This is a genomic window from Micromonospora sp. NPDC049257, assembly GCF_040678915.1.
In the GTDB taxonomy this organism is placed as follows: Bacteria; Actinomycetota; Actinomycetes; order Mycobacteriales; family Micromonosporaceae; genus Micromonospora; species Micromonospora antibiotica.
Genome location: NZ_JBFAQU010000013.1, coordinates 133,875 through 150,782, shown reverse-complemented (window position 1 = coordinate 150,782; position 16,908 = coordinate 133,875). Strand labels below are relative to the sequence as shown.

General features: G+C 69.3%; 17 protein-coding genes. 2 read left to right on the top strand and 15 right to left on the bottom strand.

Translation table 11 applies throughout. The features are described 5' to 3' along the window. The first annotated feature begins 35 nt into the window (after positions 1–35). Positions 36–1,376, top strand: a complete 1,341-nt coding sequence (locus tag AB0K25_RS20200) for an MFS transporter (protein WP_363821847.1) — start codon at positions 36–38, stop codon at positions 1,374–1,376. A 189-nt stretch (positions 1,377–1,565) separates the two neighbouring features. Here AB0K25_RS20200 and AB0K25_RS20195 read toward each other — a convergent pair whose 3' ends face one another. From AB0K25_RS20195 to mobF, 10 genes are all read right to left on the bottom strand, one after another. Then, the gene (locus tag AB0K25_RS20195; protein ID WP_363821844.1) at positions 1,566–2,012 is read right to left on the bottom strand and encodes a hypothetical protein; all 447 of its coding nucleotides are present in this window, start codon (positions 2,010–2,012) and stop codon (positions 1,566–1,568) included. A 947-nt stretch (positions 2,013–2,959) separates the two neighbouring features. Next, a complete protein-coding gene (locus AB0K25_RS20190; RefSeq protein ID WP_363821841.1) occupies positions 2,960–3,697 on the bottom strand; it encodes a TIGR02391 family protein in 738 nt (245 codons plus the stop codon). A gap of 25 nt (positions 3,698–3,722) precedes the next feature. Then, positions 3,723–4,256 (bottom strand): hypothetical protein, encoded by a 534-nt coding sequence (locus AB0K25_RS20185; protein ID WP_363821935.1) that lies wholly within the window; start codon positions 4,254–4,256, stop codon positions 3,723–3,725. Positions 4,257–4,390: 134 nt separating this feature from the next. Continuing rightward, positions 4,391–4,921, bottom strand: a complete 531-nt coding sequence (locus tag AB0K25_RS20180) for a hypothetical protein (RefSeq protein ID WP_363821838.1) — start codon at positions 4,919–4,921, stop codon at positions 4,391–4,393. Between the two features lie 7 nt (positions 4,922–4,928). Next, complete coding sequence (locus tag AB0K25_RS20175; protein WP_363821836.1) at positions 4,929–5,225, bottom strand: hypothetical protein; 297 nt, start codon at positions 5,223–5,225, stop codon at positions 4,929–4,931. 121 nt (positions 5,226–5,346) lie between these two features. Then, on the bottom strand, positions 5,347–5,730 hold the full coding sequence (locus AB0K25_RS20170; RefSeq protein ID WP_363821834.1) for a hypothetical protein: 384 nt from the start codon (positions 5,728–5,730) through the stop codon (positions 5,347–5,349). Positions 5,731–5,944: 214 nt separating this feature from the next. After that, complete coding sequence (locus AB0K25_RS20165; RefSeq protein WP_363821831.1) at positions 5,945–6,454, bottom strand: endonuclease domain-containing protein; 510 nt, start codon at positions 6,452–6,454, stop codon at positions 5,945–5,947. Positions 6,455–6,615: 161 nt separating this feature from the next. Then, entirely contained in the window at positions 6,616–7,185 is a 570-nt protein-coding gene (locus tag AB0K25_RS20160) for a hypothetical protein (protein ID WP_363821828.1), read from the bottom strand. A 212-nt stretch (positions 7,186–7,397) separates the two neighbouring features. Continuing rightward, a complete protein-coding gene (locus AB0K25_RS20155) occupies positions 7,398–8,471 on the bottom strand; it encodes a hypothetical protein (protein ID WP_363821826.1) in 1,074 nt (357 codons plus the stop codon). After that, positions 8,471–12,739 (bottom strand): MobF family relaxase, encoded by a 4,269-nt coding sequence (gene mobF, locus AB0K25_RS20150; protein WP_363821823.1) that lies wholly within the window; start codon positions 12,737–12,739, stop codon positions 8,471–8,473. The genes AB0K25_RS20155 and mobF overlap by 1 nt, the downstream gene beginning before the upstream one ends. Before the next feature lie 234 nt (positions 12,740–12,973). On the opposite strand from mobF, the gene AB0K25_RS20145 reads away from it, so the two are divergent. Further along, positions 12,974–13,402 carry a hypothetical protein gene (locus tag AB0K25_RS20145; protein WP_363821820.1) on the top strand — a complete coding sequence of 143 codons (429 nt, stop codon included), beginning with the start codon at positions 12,974–12,976 and terminating at the stop codon, positions 13,400–13,402. 60 nt (positions 13,403–13,462) lie between these two features. Here the strand turns inward: AB0K25_RS20145 and AB0K25_RS20140 are convergent, their stop codons facing one another. The 5 genes from AB0K25_RS20140 to AB0K25_RS20120 all read right to left on the bottom strand — a co-directional run bounded on the left by AB0K25_RS20140 (position 13,463) and on the right by AB0K25_RS20120 (position 16,822). After that, entirely contained in the window at positions 13,463–14,134 is a 672-nt protein-coding gene (locus AB0K25_RS20140) for a hypothetical protein (RefSeq protein ID WP_363821817.1), read from the bottom strand. Positions 14,135–14,478: 344 nt separating this feature from the next. Beyond that, positions 14,479–15,120 carry a GGDEF domain-containing protein gene (locus AB0K25_RS20135; protein ID WP_363821814.1) on the bottom strand — a complete coding sequence of 214 codons (642 nt, stop codon included), beginning with the start codon at positions 15,118–15,120 and terminating at the stop codon, positions 14,479–14,481. 123 nt (positions 15,121–15,243) lie between these two features. Next, entirely contained in the window at positions 15,244–15,669 is a 426-nt protein-coding gene (locus tag AB0K25_RS20130) for a hypothetical protein (protein WP_363821811.1), read from the bottom strand. 341 nt (positions 15,670–16,010) lie between these two features. Further along, positions 16,011–16,235, bottom strand: a complete 225-nt coding sequence (locus AB0K25_RS20125) for a hypothetical protein (RefSeq protein WP_363821808.1) — start codon at positions 16,233–16,235, stop codon at positions 16,011–16,013. Between the two features lie 83 nt (positions 16,236–16,318). Further along, the gene (locus tag AB0K25_RS20120; protein WP_363821805.1) at positions 16,319–16,822 is read right to left on the bottom strand and encodes a hypothetical protein; all 504 of its coding nucleotides are present in this window, start codon (positions 16,820–16,822) and stop codon (positions 16,319–16,321) included. Positions 16,823–16,908: the final 86 nt, after the last annotated feature.

The following is a 16,908-nucleotide window of genomic DNA, read 5'->3' as shown; positions in this document are numbered from 1 at the left end:
GGCCTCCTGTCCCGTGACCGGCAAAGGACCCTCTGGTGACATCCACTGCATCTACCGCAACCTCGGCAGCCAGCGTCGGCTGGCGCCTCGGCGCCCTCTACGGCCCGGCGGTCTACGGCGTCAGCGCCGCTGCCGTCGCGGTGCCCGCCGCCGCTGACGGCCTCCACACCGCGCCGGCAACGGCCGCATGGATCCTGACCATCCACGCTCTGGGCCTCGGAGTCGGTGCCGCCGTCGCCGGCCGCGCCACCGACGTCTGGGGGCCACGACGCGTCCTCACCCTCGGGGCGGTGCTGCTCGCGGCCGGGACGGTGCTCTGCGCGGCGGCGACCGTTCTCGTCGTAGCTGTCGCAGGCCGTGGGCTGCTCGCCACCGGATCGGGAGCGATGACCGCGACTGCTCTCACCCTGGCCGCAGGCCGGCCGGCAGCGCAGCGGCCGGCGGTGCTGGCCCGACTTGGCACCGCAATGGCACTGTTCTCCGCCACCGCGCCGCTCGCCGGGGCCCTCACCGTTGCTACGTCTTGGCAGGCGCCGCTCGTCCTGCCTGCCCTGTCGCTGACCGCCATACCCCTATGCTGGCCGCTCACGCCGTCCCGCCCCGCCATGCCGGCGCGGTTCGACTGGGCAGGCGCGGGCCTGTTGGTCCTCACCGCAACCGGGCTGCTGCTGACAATTCAGTCCCCCACACTGCACTTCCCACCGCTGCCTATTCTCGGTCTTCTCACGGGCACCTGCGCGGTCGCGATCTTGCTGAACCGGCACCGCCGTCGGCAGCCCGATGGGTTCATCCCCGCCGTGACCAGCCAGCGACGGTTCCTTCTCGCCGGCCTGGTTGGTGCCGGCATCTACGGCGGCCTGTTCGGCTGCGTGTTCGCCGTCCCGCAGATGCTCACCCGCCTCGGATACACCGCCCATAGCATCGGGTTGGTGCTCGTGCCGGGCGCGATTGTTGCGGCGGCGGCTGCCCGTCTTGCCGGCCGCGCCACGGCCGATCTGACCCGGCGCCGGGTGTTGGCCGCCACGAGCGCGCTGTTCAGCGCGAGCCTGCTGCTCGCCGCCTGGGACGGGCAGCAGGTAGCGCTGATCTTCGCGACAACTGCCGGGTTCGCCGCGTTGGCCATCGCGCAGATGACCCTGACCGCCGCCATCACCGCTCACCTCGACCCTCGCCAACGAGGAGGGGCACTCGGCCCGCTGAACCTCATGTTCTTCATCGGCGGCGCACTGGGTGCCGCGACGTGCTCGGCGTTGTGGAACCCATGGGGACTGCCCGCCGCACTCGCCACCATGGCCGCGCTCCCGGCGATCAGCGCGGCAGCCGCGCATGCGGCGCTGCGCAAGCCCCAGCGGGAGAGCTGCGCGGATGAACGGTGATAGGCAAGCTTGGGCAGGAGACGCCGCTGGCGGCCGACGGCACACCTCTTATGTGGCAGCATGTAAGTCAATCAGTAACTTTGCGTGCAGAGAGCGAGATGAGCAGCGGCAGTACGGCAAAGCTCATGCACTCAGTGATCCGCGACGCGAGTTCCGTCGTGCAGGTTTGTGTGTTGAACCACCATGCCGTCAGAACGGCACGCTGAGCTGCTCGATTGCCGTGCGAGCCCACTCCTGAGCACCTGCCGTACTGCCAGCCACTGCCGTACTGCCAGCCACCACGCCCATCGCTACTGGAGCGAGGAGGCCCTTCAAAGCGTTGACGGCACGACGGACCTCTCCCCGGTCAGGTTCAGTCTTCGTAGCCTCAACAAAGACATCGGCAGCCGCCACCCGCGCCTCGCGGAGATCATTTTCACTCAAGCCAATGGCGGCCAGCTTCTCTACCGCGTCTGCCACTGCTTTGGCGATGAGCTCGAACCCCGGAGCGGCCTGCTCCGTACAGCCGCGCGCTTGGCTGACGGTGTTGTTCCCCCAAGCCAACTGCGTCCTGTCCACGTTGCCGTGAATGACCGGGCCATAGTGGTTGATGGTCGTGCCGAACCCCGCATGCGGCGTGGTGTCCTGCACTCTCACCGTGTCTTCATGATTCCCACGACGGGGCTGCGCAGAGATCACGACTGGCGGTCGACACCGCTGACCGTCGCAGTAACAGCCTTCCGGCCGGACCGGCCCAGTGGACGAGGCTTCAGAGAGCTTGCCAGCGGCCACCGCGCCGAGGATTGAAGCCAACTGCTTGGAGAAGTGGTAGGAAAAGGTGAGAGCCCCGGTAACCAGCGCTAACGCGAAGCCGATCTTGATGATTTCTGCCGGATTTTGGGCAGCATCGGCTAGATGGCCATTAGCCGAAAATTGCCGTAAAGAGCCTCTCCGGCGGGCTCATCCCTAGTAGCCCCTCCCAAGTCCGACTGCCGAGGACGCTCTAAGCGTACCCGAGGATCGCGGGTGACAGCCGAGCAGTGTGCGCTCGGCCGCGCCGGGTCTGCAGGCTGCAGGACTACCGCTTCCTTGACTGGTGGCACTGGTTGCGTCATGGGCGTCTGCGCATATGCTCGGCGGCAGCCCGGGAGTAGAGCAGTCGCCCGGCGGTCCTCCGGCGGGTGGTGGGTACCCGGACTACTCCAATCAGGTCGGGCGCGGCCCAGTTCTTCGCGTCGTTCAGCGCAACGAGAGCGGGTCGCACCGGCGTTGGCCTCGCGCAGTAGTTTCCGGCTTGACCACTGCTTGGCGGTGCGGGCGATCTCGATGGCGATCGGCGGCCCGTCGAGCCGTTGACACACGACATTCAGGTATCCAGGCCCGTCAGGGCGTGGGCCGGGTAGACCAGCGATGCTGGGCACCTCATGGCGCATTCGCCGTCCACCATCCGTGCTCCACGCTCCACTCCACGACCTGGCGGGTCAAATCGGCGGTGACCCGGGACGCGGACCGGTCGGTGAACTCTCCAGTGGTGCCAGGTAGCGCTGCAGCGACGCTGCCGCTAGCCGTGACCGCTCCATCTGGCACTCAAGCGATGGGAAGGGTCAGTCGCCGTGGAGGTCCGCGCCTTCACCAGCGAAGGGACCCTCGGGGATCTTGCGCAGCAACCTGAGAAGTAGGTCGGCTAGGAGGACGGTCTCGGCGGCTTCGGTGGGGTCGGAGTAGTCGACGCGGCGGTGGCTCGATGGGTTCTTGAACAGCCCGATGGCGCCTTTGAACAACTCCATCTGGGCCACCGATTCGCCTGGATCAAGGTCATCGCGCCAGAGCGGACCGGCTTGGTCGCGGGGGTTCTTCGGCGGGCGGAATGCCTCTTGCATCAGCTTGGTCCCCACCATGCTGTCGGAGAGCCCGGCACGGCGACGGACCTGGACCTCGACCTCCTTCATCGCCGTGAACGCCGCCGTCTCGTAGTCGCCACGCAGGAACTGGGGCCGGGCGGTGAACTCCAGTTCAGGAACGAGGTCGACGTCGAGCCGTTCGACCGCCTGGAGCCAGTGGGCACCGTGACGTAGGAACTCGCGACCGCGTCGTGTGGTGGTGAACGCCTCGGCGGCGCTCTGGTCAACGGTCCAGGCGATGAGACACTTGGCCTGCAGCCAGCCCCATGCCTCGGCCAGAAGCTGAACCGTCTCCGGATCCCGGGGGTAGTGGTCCTGCCGGACTTCGAGTAGCCAGTTGCGCCAGTTCCACGCATCCTGCGCGGAGGCCAGCACCCGCAGGGCGAGCTCGTCGAGGGGTAGGGCGCGAACTTCGTCGGCTGTGAGGGTCCAGTTCTGCACGGTGGTCGAGGCTCCTGGATCTGAATCAGCCGATGGCGGCGTTGCCCAACTGCTCGATGGCGGTTTGTGCCCAAGCCTGGGCTCCCTCACCCGCACCGGTAGCCAGGCCGGTGGCGATCGGGGCAAGCAGTCCCTTGAGCGCGGCGACGCCCCGCCGCAGCCGGCTCGGGTCCGGCGTCTCCTGGGTGACCTCGGTGAGGACCTCGTCGGCGGCAGCCTCCGCGTCCTGCAGGTCCTGCTCCGACAGCCCAACCGCCGACAGCCCTTGTCGGGTGCTGACCACGGCCTGGGCCAGGGCCTCAAAGCCAGGCGTGATCTGCTCGTTGCGCGTCTGCTGCTGGTTGACGGTGCCGGTGTTGTTCCAGGCCAGCTGAGCGCCTGCGGCCCCGCCATGGATCACCGGCCCGTTGTAGGTGATCGTCGTCGGCCTCGTCGGCCGCTCCACCCCGCGCAGGTCTGTCGGCGCGTCGGCGACCGTCGTCACCTGGATGGGGTGCTTGTCGAACTCGCGCTGCATCTCGCGCATCATCCGGGCGATCCCCTGCTTGTTGATGGTCACCTTCGCCAAGGTCCTCTCCTTTGACTGTCCTACCTTCCGGTCCAGCCTACGGAGGGGGTCCGACGCACCCTCACCTTCCCCGGCCGCCGCACCTACCTCGACCACCTCAGGCACCGATCTGACGGCCTGGCCGTTCAGCCACCGGCGGTGACGTGCTCGCATACCCGGCGGGGCCGGTAGCCGCCCGGGGCGTCGGCGCCGATGGTGTCCCAGAACGCCGGCGATCCGTCGATGTGCCCGCCGAGCGTGTGCCAGGCGTAGCCGGGGTTTTCCCTGCGCAGAGCCGCGAGGCCGGCGGCGGCCAGGCCGCGGCGGCGGTAGGCCGGCAGGGTGTGCGGCTGCTCGACCCAGCCGATCCGGCACCGATGACATATCTGGTAGTCGACCTCGAACACGAACTCGTCCCGTGTGGAAGCGTCGTCGGGGTCGTGGCCGCGTAGGTTCGCCGCGCGCATCCGCCAGCCGATCCGCTCGTTCGAGACGGTGTCCTGCCACGGCGTGGCCAGCCGAGGCACGACCGGCCAGCCGGACCGACGCGGCCACCGGCCTCCGGTCAACCGCAGGAGCAGCTCGCGCCACGGCTCACGCCCGGACACCCGGCCGAGCATCGCCGTGCTGGCGACCAAATCCTGGATCTCGGCCTCACTTGAGCCAGTGTCGGGCATCGGCGGCTCAGTCCTCGCCGGCGTCGGCCTGCGCCTGCCCGGCCTGCTCGACCAGCGCGTTGGTCAGGTCCCGCAGCCCCGCCACGGCGTTCCAGTCCGGTCGTACCGCTGGGTCCAGGCCACGGGCCTTGGCATCCTCCCAGATCCGGTCGACGTAGTCGTACAGCGCCTGCCGGGCCTGGGCCTGTGCTGCCCGGCCAGCGGCGTCGAGCGTGGCCAGGCCCGCCGCGTCGCGTTCGGCGAAGGCGTCGATCAGCTCGATCGCCATGCCCTGGTGGTCCAGTTCGTCGTCCCCATCGACCATGCCGGTAACCCTAGGGCATCGGATCATCACGCGTGTGTGCTCGATTGTGAGCCGCAACGGCCGATAGCCGCCGGTGTCAAGCTGGGCGAGTCAGGCGTTAGCGCCGCGATCCAGACTCCCCCTACCCCTGCGCGAGGGTGAGGGTTGCCCAGACCTGCCTGGTGCCGATCGGGTCGATCGCGCGAAGGTTCACCGGCACGTCGAGCACGACCACGTGCGCTCGCTCGTTCTCACCCCGGCCGGGCGAGATCAGGCCGCGTACCGCATCCTCACCCTGGTCATCGCCAACGCCGGGATCCGGCACCCCCAGCAGCCGCGCGGCAACCTCGGCCGGGAAGGGGCCGCCCTGCCACTCGATTTCCCAGGTCCGGCCACCGTTGCCGGGCCACCAGTCGAGATGGGTGGCGCCGTTGAGCGCGCCGGTCTCGCGCAGGGCCGACATGACCCGCCCCAGCACCTCGTAGTAGCGCGCCGGGTTCTCCCGCAGGTGGTGCACATCCGTCATGGCCTGCTCAACGAATCGGGCCAGGATCAGGTCCGCCCTGATCCAGGTTGAACCTGCTGGTAACCGGCCGGTTCGGCGAGAAACGCCGGGCCGACACGGGGTTGCGCTGGGCGACGTCGGCCACACCGAGACCCGGGGCAGAGGCCCAGCAGGGCACGCGGCAGTGGCAATCCCGGCCGTGAACCTGCGGAAGATCGTGCCGTCCACCGGGTCCTTACGTCCGACCGGCAAGCGAGTCGCAGTGCCGGCAGCTGCACGGCATCCCGAGGCGTGTCCGGCGCACTACGTGCCGAGCGGCGAGGGCCTCGACCCGGGCTGGGTCGTCCGGGTCGCAGCCGGCACGGGCCAGGTAGTCGCGGGCCGCGACCCACCACCACTCGTAGTCCTCCAGGCCCGGCCGTCGCCCCCACAGCTCCATCTCGCCAAGGAAGCCGTTGCAGCCGCTGCAGAGCAGCCCGCGTACGCACCGGCCGCACGTGTTGTGGTGGTCCGGGCAGCAGGCGTGATCATGGTCGATGTAGAGCGGCACCAGTGCGTTGCTCCGAACATGTGGTTGCCGACAGATTGCGCACAGTCCGTCCTGGGCGTTGCGGAGCCGCCGGTACTCGTCGGCGGTCAGCCGGTGCCGGGACAGCGCCCGCACCGGCAGCGCCGCGCAGCACCCGTCGTACGAGGACACCACGGTGACGGCGATCAGGACCGGCAGCGGCATCGGTGTGCTCACGACATGAGTGTGCCGTGGGACCGGAGGTACCCGGGCCCTACGGCACACCCCGGAAGGCCCGGCCCAGGCGGGCCCCGGCGTCGCGGGAGAGAGTTGCCCTCGTCCCCGTCTGCATCGAGATCACGGGCTCCTCTGTTGTGCTCCACCTTGGGCGCGCAGCGCTACCAGTCCATGACCGTGTTCAGCGACCGCTTCTGCAACGTGACCGTCTCGGCGAGCGAGGTGACCACCGCAACGGTCTGCTCACCGTGCAAGGTGGTCAACTGCTTGACCCCGGACGCGCACATGATCCACGAGGTGTTGGGGCGGCGGGCGAGCCGAGCGACTGCGTCGGAGACGCACGCATCTTCCGCGGCCATCATCGCCTGCAATTCGGGCTGGTCGGTGCCTCGGTAGCGTTCGGCGACACCGACCATGTTGTCGATTCGGTCGGTGATGTTGTCGAGCGCGATCACCGGCGGGCCGTCGTCAATAATGCTCGGGCTGTATCCGCCCCTGAGAGCGCCGACGCGGTCGTGCACCGCGACCTGCTCTAGGGGGTAGCCGCCGACCAGGAGTCGGCGCAGCGCCGTCCACTTCAAGTGCGTCTTGCCGCTGTAACTCGGCCCGAGCACCAGCAGCCGCGGGTGGCCACCGGCGAGGACTTCCGCCGCCCACTGCTCGGCAGCGGGATGCTCGATCTCCGCGTCGAGGAACGTCGACGGGATCAGATCGCTGTCGCGCCAGTCCATGCGTCCGTCTCCATTCAGGTCGGTCAGCTATGAGTGACCGTCGTGGTTGCCGGAAGCGTAATTTGCCCAGGTGGCGCCAGATCTGGCAGCCTGCCGGATCGGCCTGCATCTGGCCGGTTCCGGCAGAAGACCGGCCGGAGGCCGGTAGGAGCCAGGGGTCCGGCTGTGGGCATCGCGTTTGAGGAGGTTGCGGCGGCTCTTTGCTGACGACTTCACTCTCCGATGTCGGGCTGGTTGGCAGGCTCGACGTCATCGTGCAGATCACGACGAGGCTGGGGAGCAGCCGTGGGGTTTGGTGCCGCGCCCGATGCTGAGGCTGGTGGAAGCATCTGGTTGACGGTCTCGCTGAGCTGTTCCACACGTTCGGCGATGTGCTGTACGTAGCCGAGTACCTCACGGGTCAGCTGGTCGGAGGCTGGTGTTCTGGCCTGGTCAGCTTGGGCGACGAGGCTTTGCAGGATGGCGCCGACGTGGTGCGTTTCGGGGCTGGCGGAGTACGCTGTCGGTGAGAACATGGTCTGGGCTCTTTGGCTCAGGTTGTGGGGGTCGCGTTCGCCATCTGGTGGAGCGGCCCCTCTCTCGTTGAGGCGCAGCTCCGCGCCGGTTGTTGCTTCGATGACGGTGGCGACGTCGGCGATGCGGTTCCACCATTGCGGTTCGTCGGCGCGGATGGCGCGGCCGGCCGACCAGGCGACGGCGTCGGCCATCCAGAGTCCTGGGTCGTTGCGGCCGTCGACATGGATAAGGCGCATACGGTGGCTGATGGTGCCCTGGTCGAGTAGCCGACGGTATGCGCGGATGTCGTTGCGGTCGGTGCTGGGGAGGCGGCTGCCGGCGTCGCGGGCCTGCTGCCACTCTGCGGGGCTGGCGCGGCTTTCTAGGTAAACGTCGCGGACTCGCTGGCTGTTGAGGTAGCGCAGGAGCCGTTCCAGGCTGACCTGTCGGGCGTGTTCGCGTTGGCTTTCGAGGTGGGAGCGGGCGTGTTGAGGGCTGTGTGATGGGAGGTCTCTGGTGCCTGCATTGAGGGGCACCTGCGCGGAGACGACGGACCAGCCGGCGTGCCCGGAGACGACGTCGAGCATCGCCTCGATGGTGCCGACGTGTCCCCGGTGGTAGAGGACGCTGGAGTGGTAGCCGTCGTGGATTCCGGCGGCAGCGCTGGCGGCGGCTTCGGCGGCGGCGACGTCGTCTTGATCGATGATGACGGCGGCCATGAGATAGGCCCCGGGGCTGCCGCGTTGTTGCAGCCAGGACTCGTCGACGAAAGCGGTCGGGTGATTGGGCATCAGTCGAGTTCCGTTCCCTCGGCGACCGTCTGGTCGGGTGTGGGGCGGACGCGGCGGCGGGCGGCGTGGGCCTGGTGGGTGAGGTGTTCGGTGACGGGTGCGGCGTGTGGTTGTGGGCGGGTGTCGTCGATGGCGCGGACCCGGGCGGTGGTGGCGGCGAGGGCGTCGGCGAGGTTGGCGCGGCGGGTCGCGGCGCGGCGTGTTTGTTCGGCGGCGGCGGCGAGGCCGGCGTAGCGGGTGGGGAGGGCGTTGGTGTACCAGCGCTGCCATTCGCCGTGGTGGGCTTCGAGGAGGGTGATGCGTTCGCGGCGCTGGTCGATGCCGGTGCTGAGGGTGGCGAGTTTCGTGCTCAGGCTGGTGTGGTGGCTGGCTGCGGCTGCGGCGCGCTGGTGCGCTTCCTGCTGAGTGGCGAGCATCCGTGCGCGGGAGGGGCCGCGTTGCCACCAGCGGGGTTGCTGCTGTTGGGCTTGGGTGGCGGCGCGCTGGCCGGCGGTGGTGATGGCGGCGAGGAGCAGGGTGAGGTCGTGGTGGCGGTGCTCGGTGTCGGTGAGGTCGAGGTGCGCGCCGCGGAGTTGGTCGGCGACGTAGGTCGGCGCGGTGGCGTCGATGGTTTGCTGCGCGGTGATGAGTTGCGCGAGTTCAGCGTTGTCGGTGGTGGTGAGGTGTCCGGAGAGGGTCGCGGCGCCGAGCGCGACGCGGGCCCGGTGCCAAGCGTTCCACCGCGAGATGTCACCGGTGGGGGGTTCGGCCCCGATGGGGTGGTCGCTGGTGAGCTGGTAGCGGTCTCGGTAGGTGACGACGATCTCGGCGCGGGCGAGCCACTGATCGCGGCCTGCCTGGTCCTGCGGTATGGCACCGAGCGTGCGGGCCCAGGCTGGTTGGTGTTCGGTAGCGAGGTCAGCCAGTGCGGTGACGCGGCGGTCGCAGATGGCGGCGACCTGGCGCAGGGCGTCGCCGATGTCGCCGGTGAGGTCGGCGGGCAGGCGGTCGGTGTAGGACGCGGCGAGCGCCGGGGTGGTGGCGATGGTGGGGTCGGCGGTGGTGCTGTTCATGAGGCGGTCGATGCGCCAGGACAGCACCGCGGCGATGTCGTCGGCGGAGCCGAGTTCCCGGGCCCGGATTGCGCGACGCAGCACGTCTGCGGGGTCGTGGCCGGCTTCTCGCAGGGTGGTGAGGCGGGTGATGAGTGCTGGCAGTGCGAGGTCGCGGGCGAGTCGGTCAGCCGTGGTCTGTCCGCTGATGCGGGCGACGATGGCGAGGTATTCGGGGATGCGGGCGCGGGCGGACAGGTCGTCGTAGATGGGTGTCCAGGTGTGCAGGGCGTCGACGTCGGCCCAGAGTTGGTGTTCGGTTTCGGTGGCGGAGCGGTCGGGGGTGGCGCGGCGCATGATGTCGGCCAGGACAGCGACGCGGGCGGTGGGCGGTTGGGGTGGGGTGCCTTCGCGGGGGTGGTCGTCGGTGACGACGTACGCCTCGTTGAGGGTGTGTCCGCGGGTGAGCATGACGTACAGCCGTGCCAGGGTGGTGCTGTCGTCGACGAGCGCACGGGCGGTGTGCACGGTCTGCCCCTGCACGGAGTCGACGGTGAGGGCGTAGGCGAGCTGCACGTGCCGCGCGACGTACGGGGCGGGCAGCACGGCGCTGGCGTCGGTGCGTAGGTTGGTGACCCGCAGCCACCCGTCTGGGGTGACAGCGTTGATGCGCCACTGGTCGCGGTTGGCGACGAAGGCGGCACCGGCACCGAGACGGCGGTCGTTGCGGCGGGTGACGATGATGTCGCCGACGCTGGCATGGTTGCCGTCGCGCAGGCGTGCGGTCGGGCCGGTGCGGACGAGGCCGGCGCGTAGGAGGATGTCGCGGGCGCGGCGGGCGATATCGGCGGCTTCGTCGCCGGTCTCGACGAGCATCATGCTGGGATGCCCGGCGGCCATGTCGGCGGCCCACCGATCCAACATCTGACCGATCAGCAGAGTGCGGTGCCCGCCGATGAGCCGGCCGCGGCGGTTGTACTCGGCCAGGACGGTGAGGTCGCCGGAGCGCAGTCGCAGCGACGCTGCTGCTTCCCACGTGTCAGCGAATCGGTGGATCTGGGCGAGGTGAGTGGTGGAGCCGAGGCTGTCGAGGTAGCGGAACAGGCCGCCGGGCCCGACGGCGGAGATCTGTGCGGGGTCACCGACGAGGATGAGTTTGCCGCCGACGGTGTCGAGGTGGGTGACGAGGCGGGCGAGGTCGTGGCTGGACACCTGCGACGCCTCGTCGATGATGACCCACTGCCCGGGTGCGAAGCGCCAGTCGGCGGCGCGCGTGCCGGGCGGCGGCCGGTCGTGGGATCGCAGCCACCGGGCGATGTTCTCGGTGCGCAGCGTCGTGCCGTCGGGTTGGCGGGTGGCGTCGGCGAGCAGCTGTGCGGCGGACTGGCCCACGGTGAGGCCGAGAACCGGCACGCCGGTGTGCCGGGCGGCGGCGACGACGGCGCGCTGGAGGTACGTCTTGCCGGTGCCAGCGGGCCCGACGACACCGGTGACGCGCCGGTCATCGCCGACGAGGAAGCTCAGCGCTGCGGCCTTCTCCGGCGACAACCGGAATGCGGTGGTGGCGGCGTCGATCGCCGCTTGCGGGGCGGGGCGGGCTCCACGGCGGCCGGCGTAGGCGATGACCTCTCTTTCGGCGGCGAGGACGGCGTGGGTGGTCATCTGCAGGTCGCGGTGGCGGGTGTATTCGCTGTGCTGGTCGCTGCTGCGCAGCAGCGTCGGCCCCCATTGGACGAGGGCGGGTGGTGTCAGCACCCGCAGCCCGCCAAGGTTCTTGGCGATAGCCTCACCGGCGAGGGTTTGCACCTTCCGCCAGTCGGCGTGCGGCGAGTCACCGGGGGTGATGTCGAGGACCCGGCCGATGGCCAGTTCGAGATGGTCGCGGCCGAACACGGCACGCTCGCGGCCGAGGGTGTGCACAGCGCGGGCGAGCGCCAGGCGCACATCGCTACGTACCGCCGCGTCAACGACCCGATCGCGTTCAGGCCCGGTGATCCGCAGTTGGTCGGCGGCGGTGCGTAGCGCTTCCTCGTCCACGCCGGCTGGGTGCAGCCGACGGGCGAGGCGCAGGAGTCGTCGTGCCGCGTTGGCGGTGTCGTCGTGCGCCTCACCGGTGAGAATCCGGCGTACCTGACCTGGGGTGTCGAGCCCGGCCTCGCGGTCCTCGGCCTGCCACCGCTGCACGGCCTGATCGGTGGACTCCGCGCCCTTGGCCGGGCGGCGGGTCCGCAGGGTCGCGTCCTGGGCACGTCGACGCCATTGCGCCGCCGCCGAGCGTGCCGGTGGTCCGGTGCGGTCGACACGGCGGTCCATCTCCTCCGTGATGGCGGCGCGCCGCTTGCTGTAGTGGCGCAACGACGCCTCGCTGATGCCGACGATCTCGCGGATCCCGGAGTCGGTGCGGGCGGCGAACGTGACACCACGGCGCTGGCGTAGTTCGAGCTCCACGGCGCGTTCGTAGGCGACGCGAGCGCCAACGGTCGCGCGGTAGAAGGCACGCCCGTCCAACGCCAGCCACTGCGGGTTGCCGTTCCCGTCGACTGTCTTGACCTTCGCGGAGACGACGATGTGTGAGTGCAGCTGCGGGTCGCGCTCGCGGCTCATCCGGTGGTCGAAGACCAGTGCGGCCAGCCCCTGGGTGTCGAGCTGGCGGACCCCACCCGCGCCGGTTCGGGTGAAGGCCCCGTGCCGCTGGAGGTGATCCAGCAGCGCGCGCACGCCAGCGTGGTGGGCGGCCATGACGTCGCGCTTGACGGTGTCGTCGCCGAAGGCCCACAGCAGCGACACGCTGTTGACCGGAGATACGGTGACGTCGTAGGCGGACACCGCCCGCCGTTCGGGGGCGTTCATGATGTCGTGCCACACCTTGTCGCGTTGTTCCACGGTGGCGTCATCGGGCAGGTGCGTCAGTGCGCGTCGTACCGCTTCGTCGCGGTATTCGTCGGTCATCGGCGCGTATATGCGCCATTTCTGGCCGAGTTGGAAGCCAGTCGTGGGATGTCGTCCCTGACCGATCAGATTACGCATCTGTTTCTCGAAGACCCAGCCGCGCACGCCGAGCACAGCGGCGCCGTTGCCCGCCCACCAGCCGGGGCTTTCACCCCGTGCGGTGTGGTTGATGTAGTAGGGCGTCGGGCCCTTGTGGCCGGTAGGGCGCAGGTCATGGCGACCGGCGGCGACCTGCTCCATGACGTAGCGGTATCCGTCGCCGGGCGAGATGCGCGTGACGGTCAACATGCCTGAACAGTAGAAGATCAACTGCCGAAGCGGCAGTCGAGAATGCAAGGGGGTGTATCCCCTGTAACTGAACAGCAGGCGAGGGGTAGTGGGTCTATGCAGGCCAGCCATGTGTGGCCAAAACTGAACAGGTGTGGTGAGAAGGTGGAGAATTGGGGCTAGGTTCGAACGGTTCGGTAATTGGTGTGGGGCGTGGTCTGGCGGGCGGACTTCGGCAATGGTTACTGTCGGGCAATGGCGAGTAGAACGGGGAATGAGGCGACGCGGGCGCTGCGGCGGCGGCAGGAACTGGAACTGCGGGCCGTGCGGGCGGTGGAGCAGGCTGCCGGCACGGTGCAGGATGCGCAGCGGCGGCGGCAGGAAGCCGTGGCGCGGCTCGATCAGGAGGTCGGGGCGGCTGCGGCGACGCACGGCCTGGCCGTGGCGGTGCTGGCGACGGTGCTCCGCGATGACGGCTTGGCGGCGAGCTTGACCGGGGTGGACGTTGCCCGGGTGCGGTCGTACCGGCGTGGCGCGGATGGCGCGGCGGTGCGGGCGCGGATTGCGGAACTGGGCGAGGTGCTGCCTCGTCGTCGGCGTACGGCTATTCCGCGACCGGGACCGGGGTCGGAGGATGCGGCCTTGGGTGCCGCTGGTGCGGTGTCTCGTGACGTCGGGTCGTGAGGTGGGGTGGCTGGCCGGTCCGGGTGTGATCCGGACCGGCCAGCGTTGGGGCTGCTGCCTTTAGGTGTAGTCGAGTCCGCAGCCGGTGCAGATGCGGACGGTTCCTTCGGCGTTCCATTCCATGAGTTCGTCGTCGCTGGCGGTGCAGTGTTCGGGGATGGCTGCTGGCCAGTTGCCTTCGATGACGCGGTGGCCGGGGTAGACCCAGCGGCGGGAGGTGCTCCCGTGGTACTTCACGGGCGGTCCGGGGTGTGGGTGGGCCAGGGGGAGCGTGGCGCGGTGGCGCAGGTTGGTGCCGGTGAGGTCGGTGGGGGTGAGCGGCGGCAGGTTGCCGTGTAGGGCGCGGCGGTACCGGTCGAAGTCTTTGTGGTTGGGTGAGGCGAGTTCCGCGCGGTCGATCAGGGCGAGCGTTTCGTACGGCTCGGCTGCCTTGTGGTGGTGCAGTGCGGCGGTGAGGTGCGCGGCGGCGCGGGCGTTGCGGGCGGCTTGGCGGTTGTCGCGCTCGGCCTGCGTGGTGCGTGGTGCGGTGAGTAGGTGGGGGTGGGCATCGAGGTGGGCGGCTACGGCTCGCCAGACCGCAGGGCGACTGTACTTCAGGGTAAGTCCGTCGAGGTGGCCGTCTGCGATGTAGCGGACAGCTGCGTCCTTACCGCCTGGGATGCGGAAATAGTTGGGTGCCCAGTCGGCGCAGGTCTGCGCGATCGTGACGAGTTCGGGACGGGTCATGTTCACGGGGGGCGTCCTCTCGAATTAGGGACGTTGGGTGCCCGGCGCGGCGGGCTGGTGCGCGGGCATGTAGGGCGAGACGGACTGGGGCGGCACGAACGGCAGGCAGGTGGAAGTTCCCCGTTGCGGGATCCGCCGGCCGTGCGGGAACGTGGGCGCACAGGTCAAGTCGATCTAGGGCGGTGGCGACGGCGCGGGTAGCAGTGTCGAGCAGGGGGCGAACGTTCCGGCGGCGGTCGGGGACGGACAGCGTGGGCATGATGCGCGTTCGGTGGTGAGCGCGTTCACGCGGACTCCTCGGGTGGGGCCGGTGGGCGGGCGTGGGTGCCCGGCCACCGGCCCGGCATGGTTTACGGGCGGTAGGTACGGCGGTGCTGGGGGTTGGGGGCCGGCACGTCGGGGAGGCGATCGTCGTAGGTCCGGATCGCTGCTCCTGCGGCCTTGGCTTCGTACATCGCGCGGTCGGCGCGGCGCAGGAGTTCCGGCGCGTTGATGCTGCTGGCGGCGTGGGCCACGCCTGCGGTGGCGGACAGCTGGACGGTCTGTCCGGCGGCGTCGATGCGGACGCTGGCGATTACAGCTTGCGCGGCGGCGGCGTGCGCGAATCCAGCCGGCTCGTCGGTGTTGACGACCATGAGGAACTCGTCGCCACCGAGACGACCGATTGTCACCGGCAGGGTCTTGAGTCGGCGGGCGGCCTCGGTGAGTGCGGCGTCTCCCGTGTCGTGGCCGTGAGTGTCGTTGATGCCCTTGAAGTCATCAAGGTCGAGCAGTGCGATGGAAACGGAGCGGAGGGCGTTGAGTTGCTTTTCCAGGTGCGCGAGGATGGCGCGACGGTTGAGTAGTCCGGTGAGGTCGTCGTGGCTGGCGTCGTACTTCGCTATCGTCAACAGGCTGTTAAGCCTGGTGATGGCTAGTCGCTGTTTATGAGCGAGCCAAGTAATGGCGGTCGCCATAACGAGGTTGAGCACGGCAAGGCTGTACGCGAGCATGGGGGAGCCTCCGGGGTGGTCACCTGGCGCGTCGTTGGCATGGGGGCCGGTGTGCGCAGGGTTTGGCTGGCGGGGCCGGAGGCGGCCGGGACGCGGGGCGGTTCCGGCCGCCTGTCGGAGCTTTCAGCTCTGGGTGCCCGGGGTGAGGTAGACGTTCGGGTGCCGCTCGATGTTGACCGGGTCGGCGGTGAGGTTGACGGGCATGCTGAAGCCCGCTCCACCGCTGATGCTGTCCAGGTAGAACCGTCCGTGTTCGGTCCACCGGACCGTGAATTCGGTGGCTGCCCAGTCAATGCCGTTGGCCTCGTAGGCGGCGGCGGTGATGATCTGGTTGGCGCAGTCGACGGTGACGGGGTGGGTCGTACTCATCGTGAGATGCAGGAACACGACCACCATGCGGCGGCTGCGCTCGTGGATGTCCTGCACAGTCAGGATGTCGCGCATGGCCTCGGTGGCCAAGTGCAGGTGTTGGAGGTGCCGGGCGCGGACGACGCGGACGAGCGCGGCGACCCGGTCGACCTGCTCGTTGGTGGCGGGAGATTCGCCCATCGTGTTGCCTTTCGTTGTGGGGTTGTTGGTTGTGTGGTTGGGGGCTGCCATCCCCTTCCTCACGCTTATAATCATACAGCATTAAGGGTTGAGCTGTCTACTCGCAGTTGGCGACCAAAAGGGGTTTGGCAGCGCGGCCGTGGGCCGCTCCTTGTAGGTTCTTGGCCCTGCGCCGGCCTTGAGGCACGAGGGTGACTGTGTGCGGAGTCGGCAGGGCGGGCCCGATGGGTCTGCGCGGCGGTCGTCCAGCCCCGGCTGCTGCTTGCGCGAATGACGGTCGATACGACGAGCCGGGGAACCACAGGATGGCAGATCCCGTCGGTGGCTGGCCGGTAGAGCGTTCAGGCGGCTCGTGGTGCGTGGATGTCGATGGTGATGCGGTGGCTGGCGTGGGGGCTGCGTTCGACGGTGATCGTGGTGTGTGGACCGGTGATAGCCACGATGGGAGTGGTCTCTTCGTCGATGGCCACGGCGGCAGGTGTGGCCAGGTGTCGGCCGATGAGTGGTAGCGCGTGGGTGAGGTCGTCCAGGACACCGGCGGTCGGTTGCTCTGGATGGCTGTGCATCTTGTCTCCTGGATGGTCGGGCCGTTTGGCAGGGTGATCGCCTGGCGGGTGGGGACACCGGCTCGGCCGGTGTCCCCGCAGGGTTAGGCGGCGTCGGGTACGGCGGTGAGGTGGAACGTCGGGCCGGGCATGGTGCAGGCGCTGCACCGGCCTGCGTGCCAGGTGTGCGCGGCGGGTGGGTCGGTGGCGGCGGGGCAGGGTTGGTGCTGCAGTTCGGTCAGGGTGGTGGTTGTGAGGCAGTGGGGGCACCGTCGCCAGGTTGCGGCGGGTGGGCCGGTGACGAATTCGGTGCAGGTGAGGCAGCCGAATCCGGCCTGTCGTAGGGCATGTCCGATGGCGTCGGTGTGGTCGATGGCGCGGCGTGCGGTGGCGTTGACGCGGTTCCAGTCGTCGCTGGTGTGCAGGTGTTGCCATTCGGCGTCGGTGAGGGTGAGGGGGCTGATGCGGGCTTGTGCTTCGGTGCGGCCGAAGAGGTAGCCGGTCCAGCCGTAGGCGCGGGCGAGTGCGGCGAACACGTCGCGGGCGTCGGTTTCGGTGAAGGTGCGGGGTAGGCGTACGCCGTGGGGCAGTCCGATGGGCTTGGGCATGTTCGCTCCTGGGCGTGGGTGCGGCCGTTCGGCGCGGCGCGGCAGCCCGCGTCGGCGTGCTCGATGCGCGCCGGCGCGGTCTAGGA

Bases quoted from the DNA above. Each gene is read 5' to 3' on its own strand.
- AB0K25_RS20180 (WP_363821838.1), bottom strand. From the start codon at position 4,921: ATGCCCGACACTGGCTCAAGTGAGGCCGAGATCCAGGATTTGGTCGCC.
- AB0K25_RS20175 (WP_363821836.1), bottom strand. From the start codon at position 5,225: ATGGTCGATGGGGACGACGAACTGGACCACCAGGGCATGGCGATCGAG.
- AB0K25_RS20170 (WP_363821834.1), bottom strand. From the start codon at position 5,730: ATGACGGATGTGCACCACCTGCGGGAGAACCCGGCGCGCTACTACGAG.
- AB0K25_RS20160 (WP_363821828.1), bottom strand. From the start codon at position 7,185: ATGGACTGGCGCGACAGCGATCTGATCCCGTCGACGTTCCTCGACGCG.
- AB0K25_RS20155 (WP_363821826.1), bottom strand. From the start codon at position 8,471: ATGCCCAATCACCCGACCGCTTTCGTCGACGAGTCCTGGCTGCAACAA.
- mobF (WP_363821823.1), bottom strand. From the start codon at position 12,739: ATGTTGACCGTCACGCGCATCTCGCCCGGCGACGGATACCGCTACGTC.
- AB0K25_RS20145 (WP_363821820.1), top strand. From the start codon at position 12,974: ATGGCGAGTAGAACGGGGAATGAGGCGACGCGGGCGCTGCGGCGGCGG.
- AB0K25_RS20135 (WP_363821814.1), bottom strand. From the start codon at position 15,120: ATGCTCGCGTACAGCCTTGCCGTGCTCAACCTCGTTATGGCGACCGCC.
- AB0K25_RS20130 (WP_363821811.1), bottom strand. From the start codon at position 15,669: ATGGGCGAATCTCCCGCCACCAACGAGCAGGTCGACCGGGTCGCCGCG.
- AB0K25_RS20125 (WP_363821808.1), bottom strand. From the start codon at position 16,235: ATGCACAGCCATCCAGAGCAACCGACCGCCGGTGTCCTGGACGACCTC.
- AB0K25_RS20120 (WP_363821805.1), bottom strand. From the start codon at position 16,822: ATGCCCAAGCCCATCGGACTGCCCCACGGCGTACGCCTACCCCGCACC.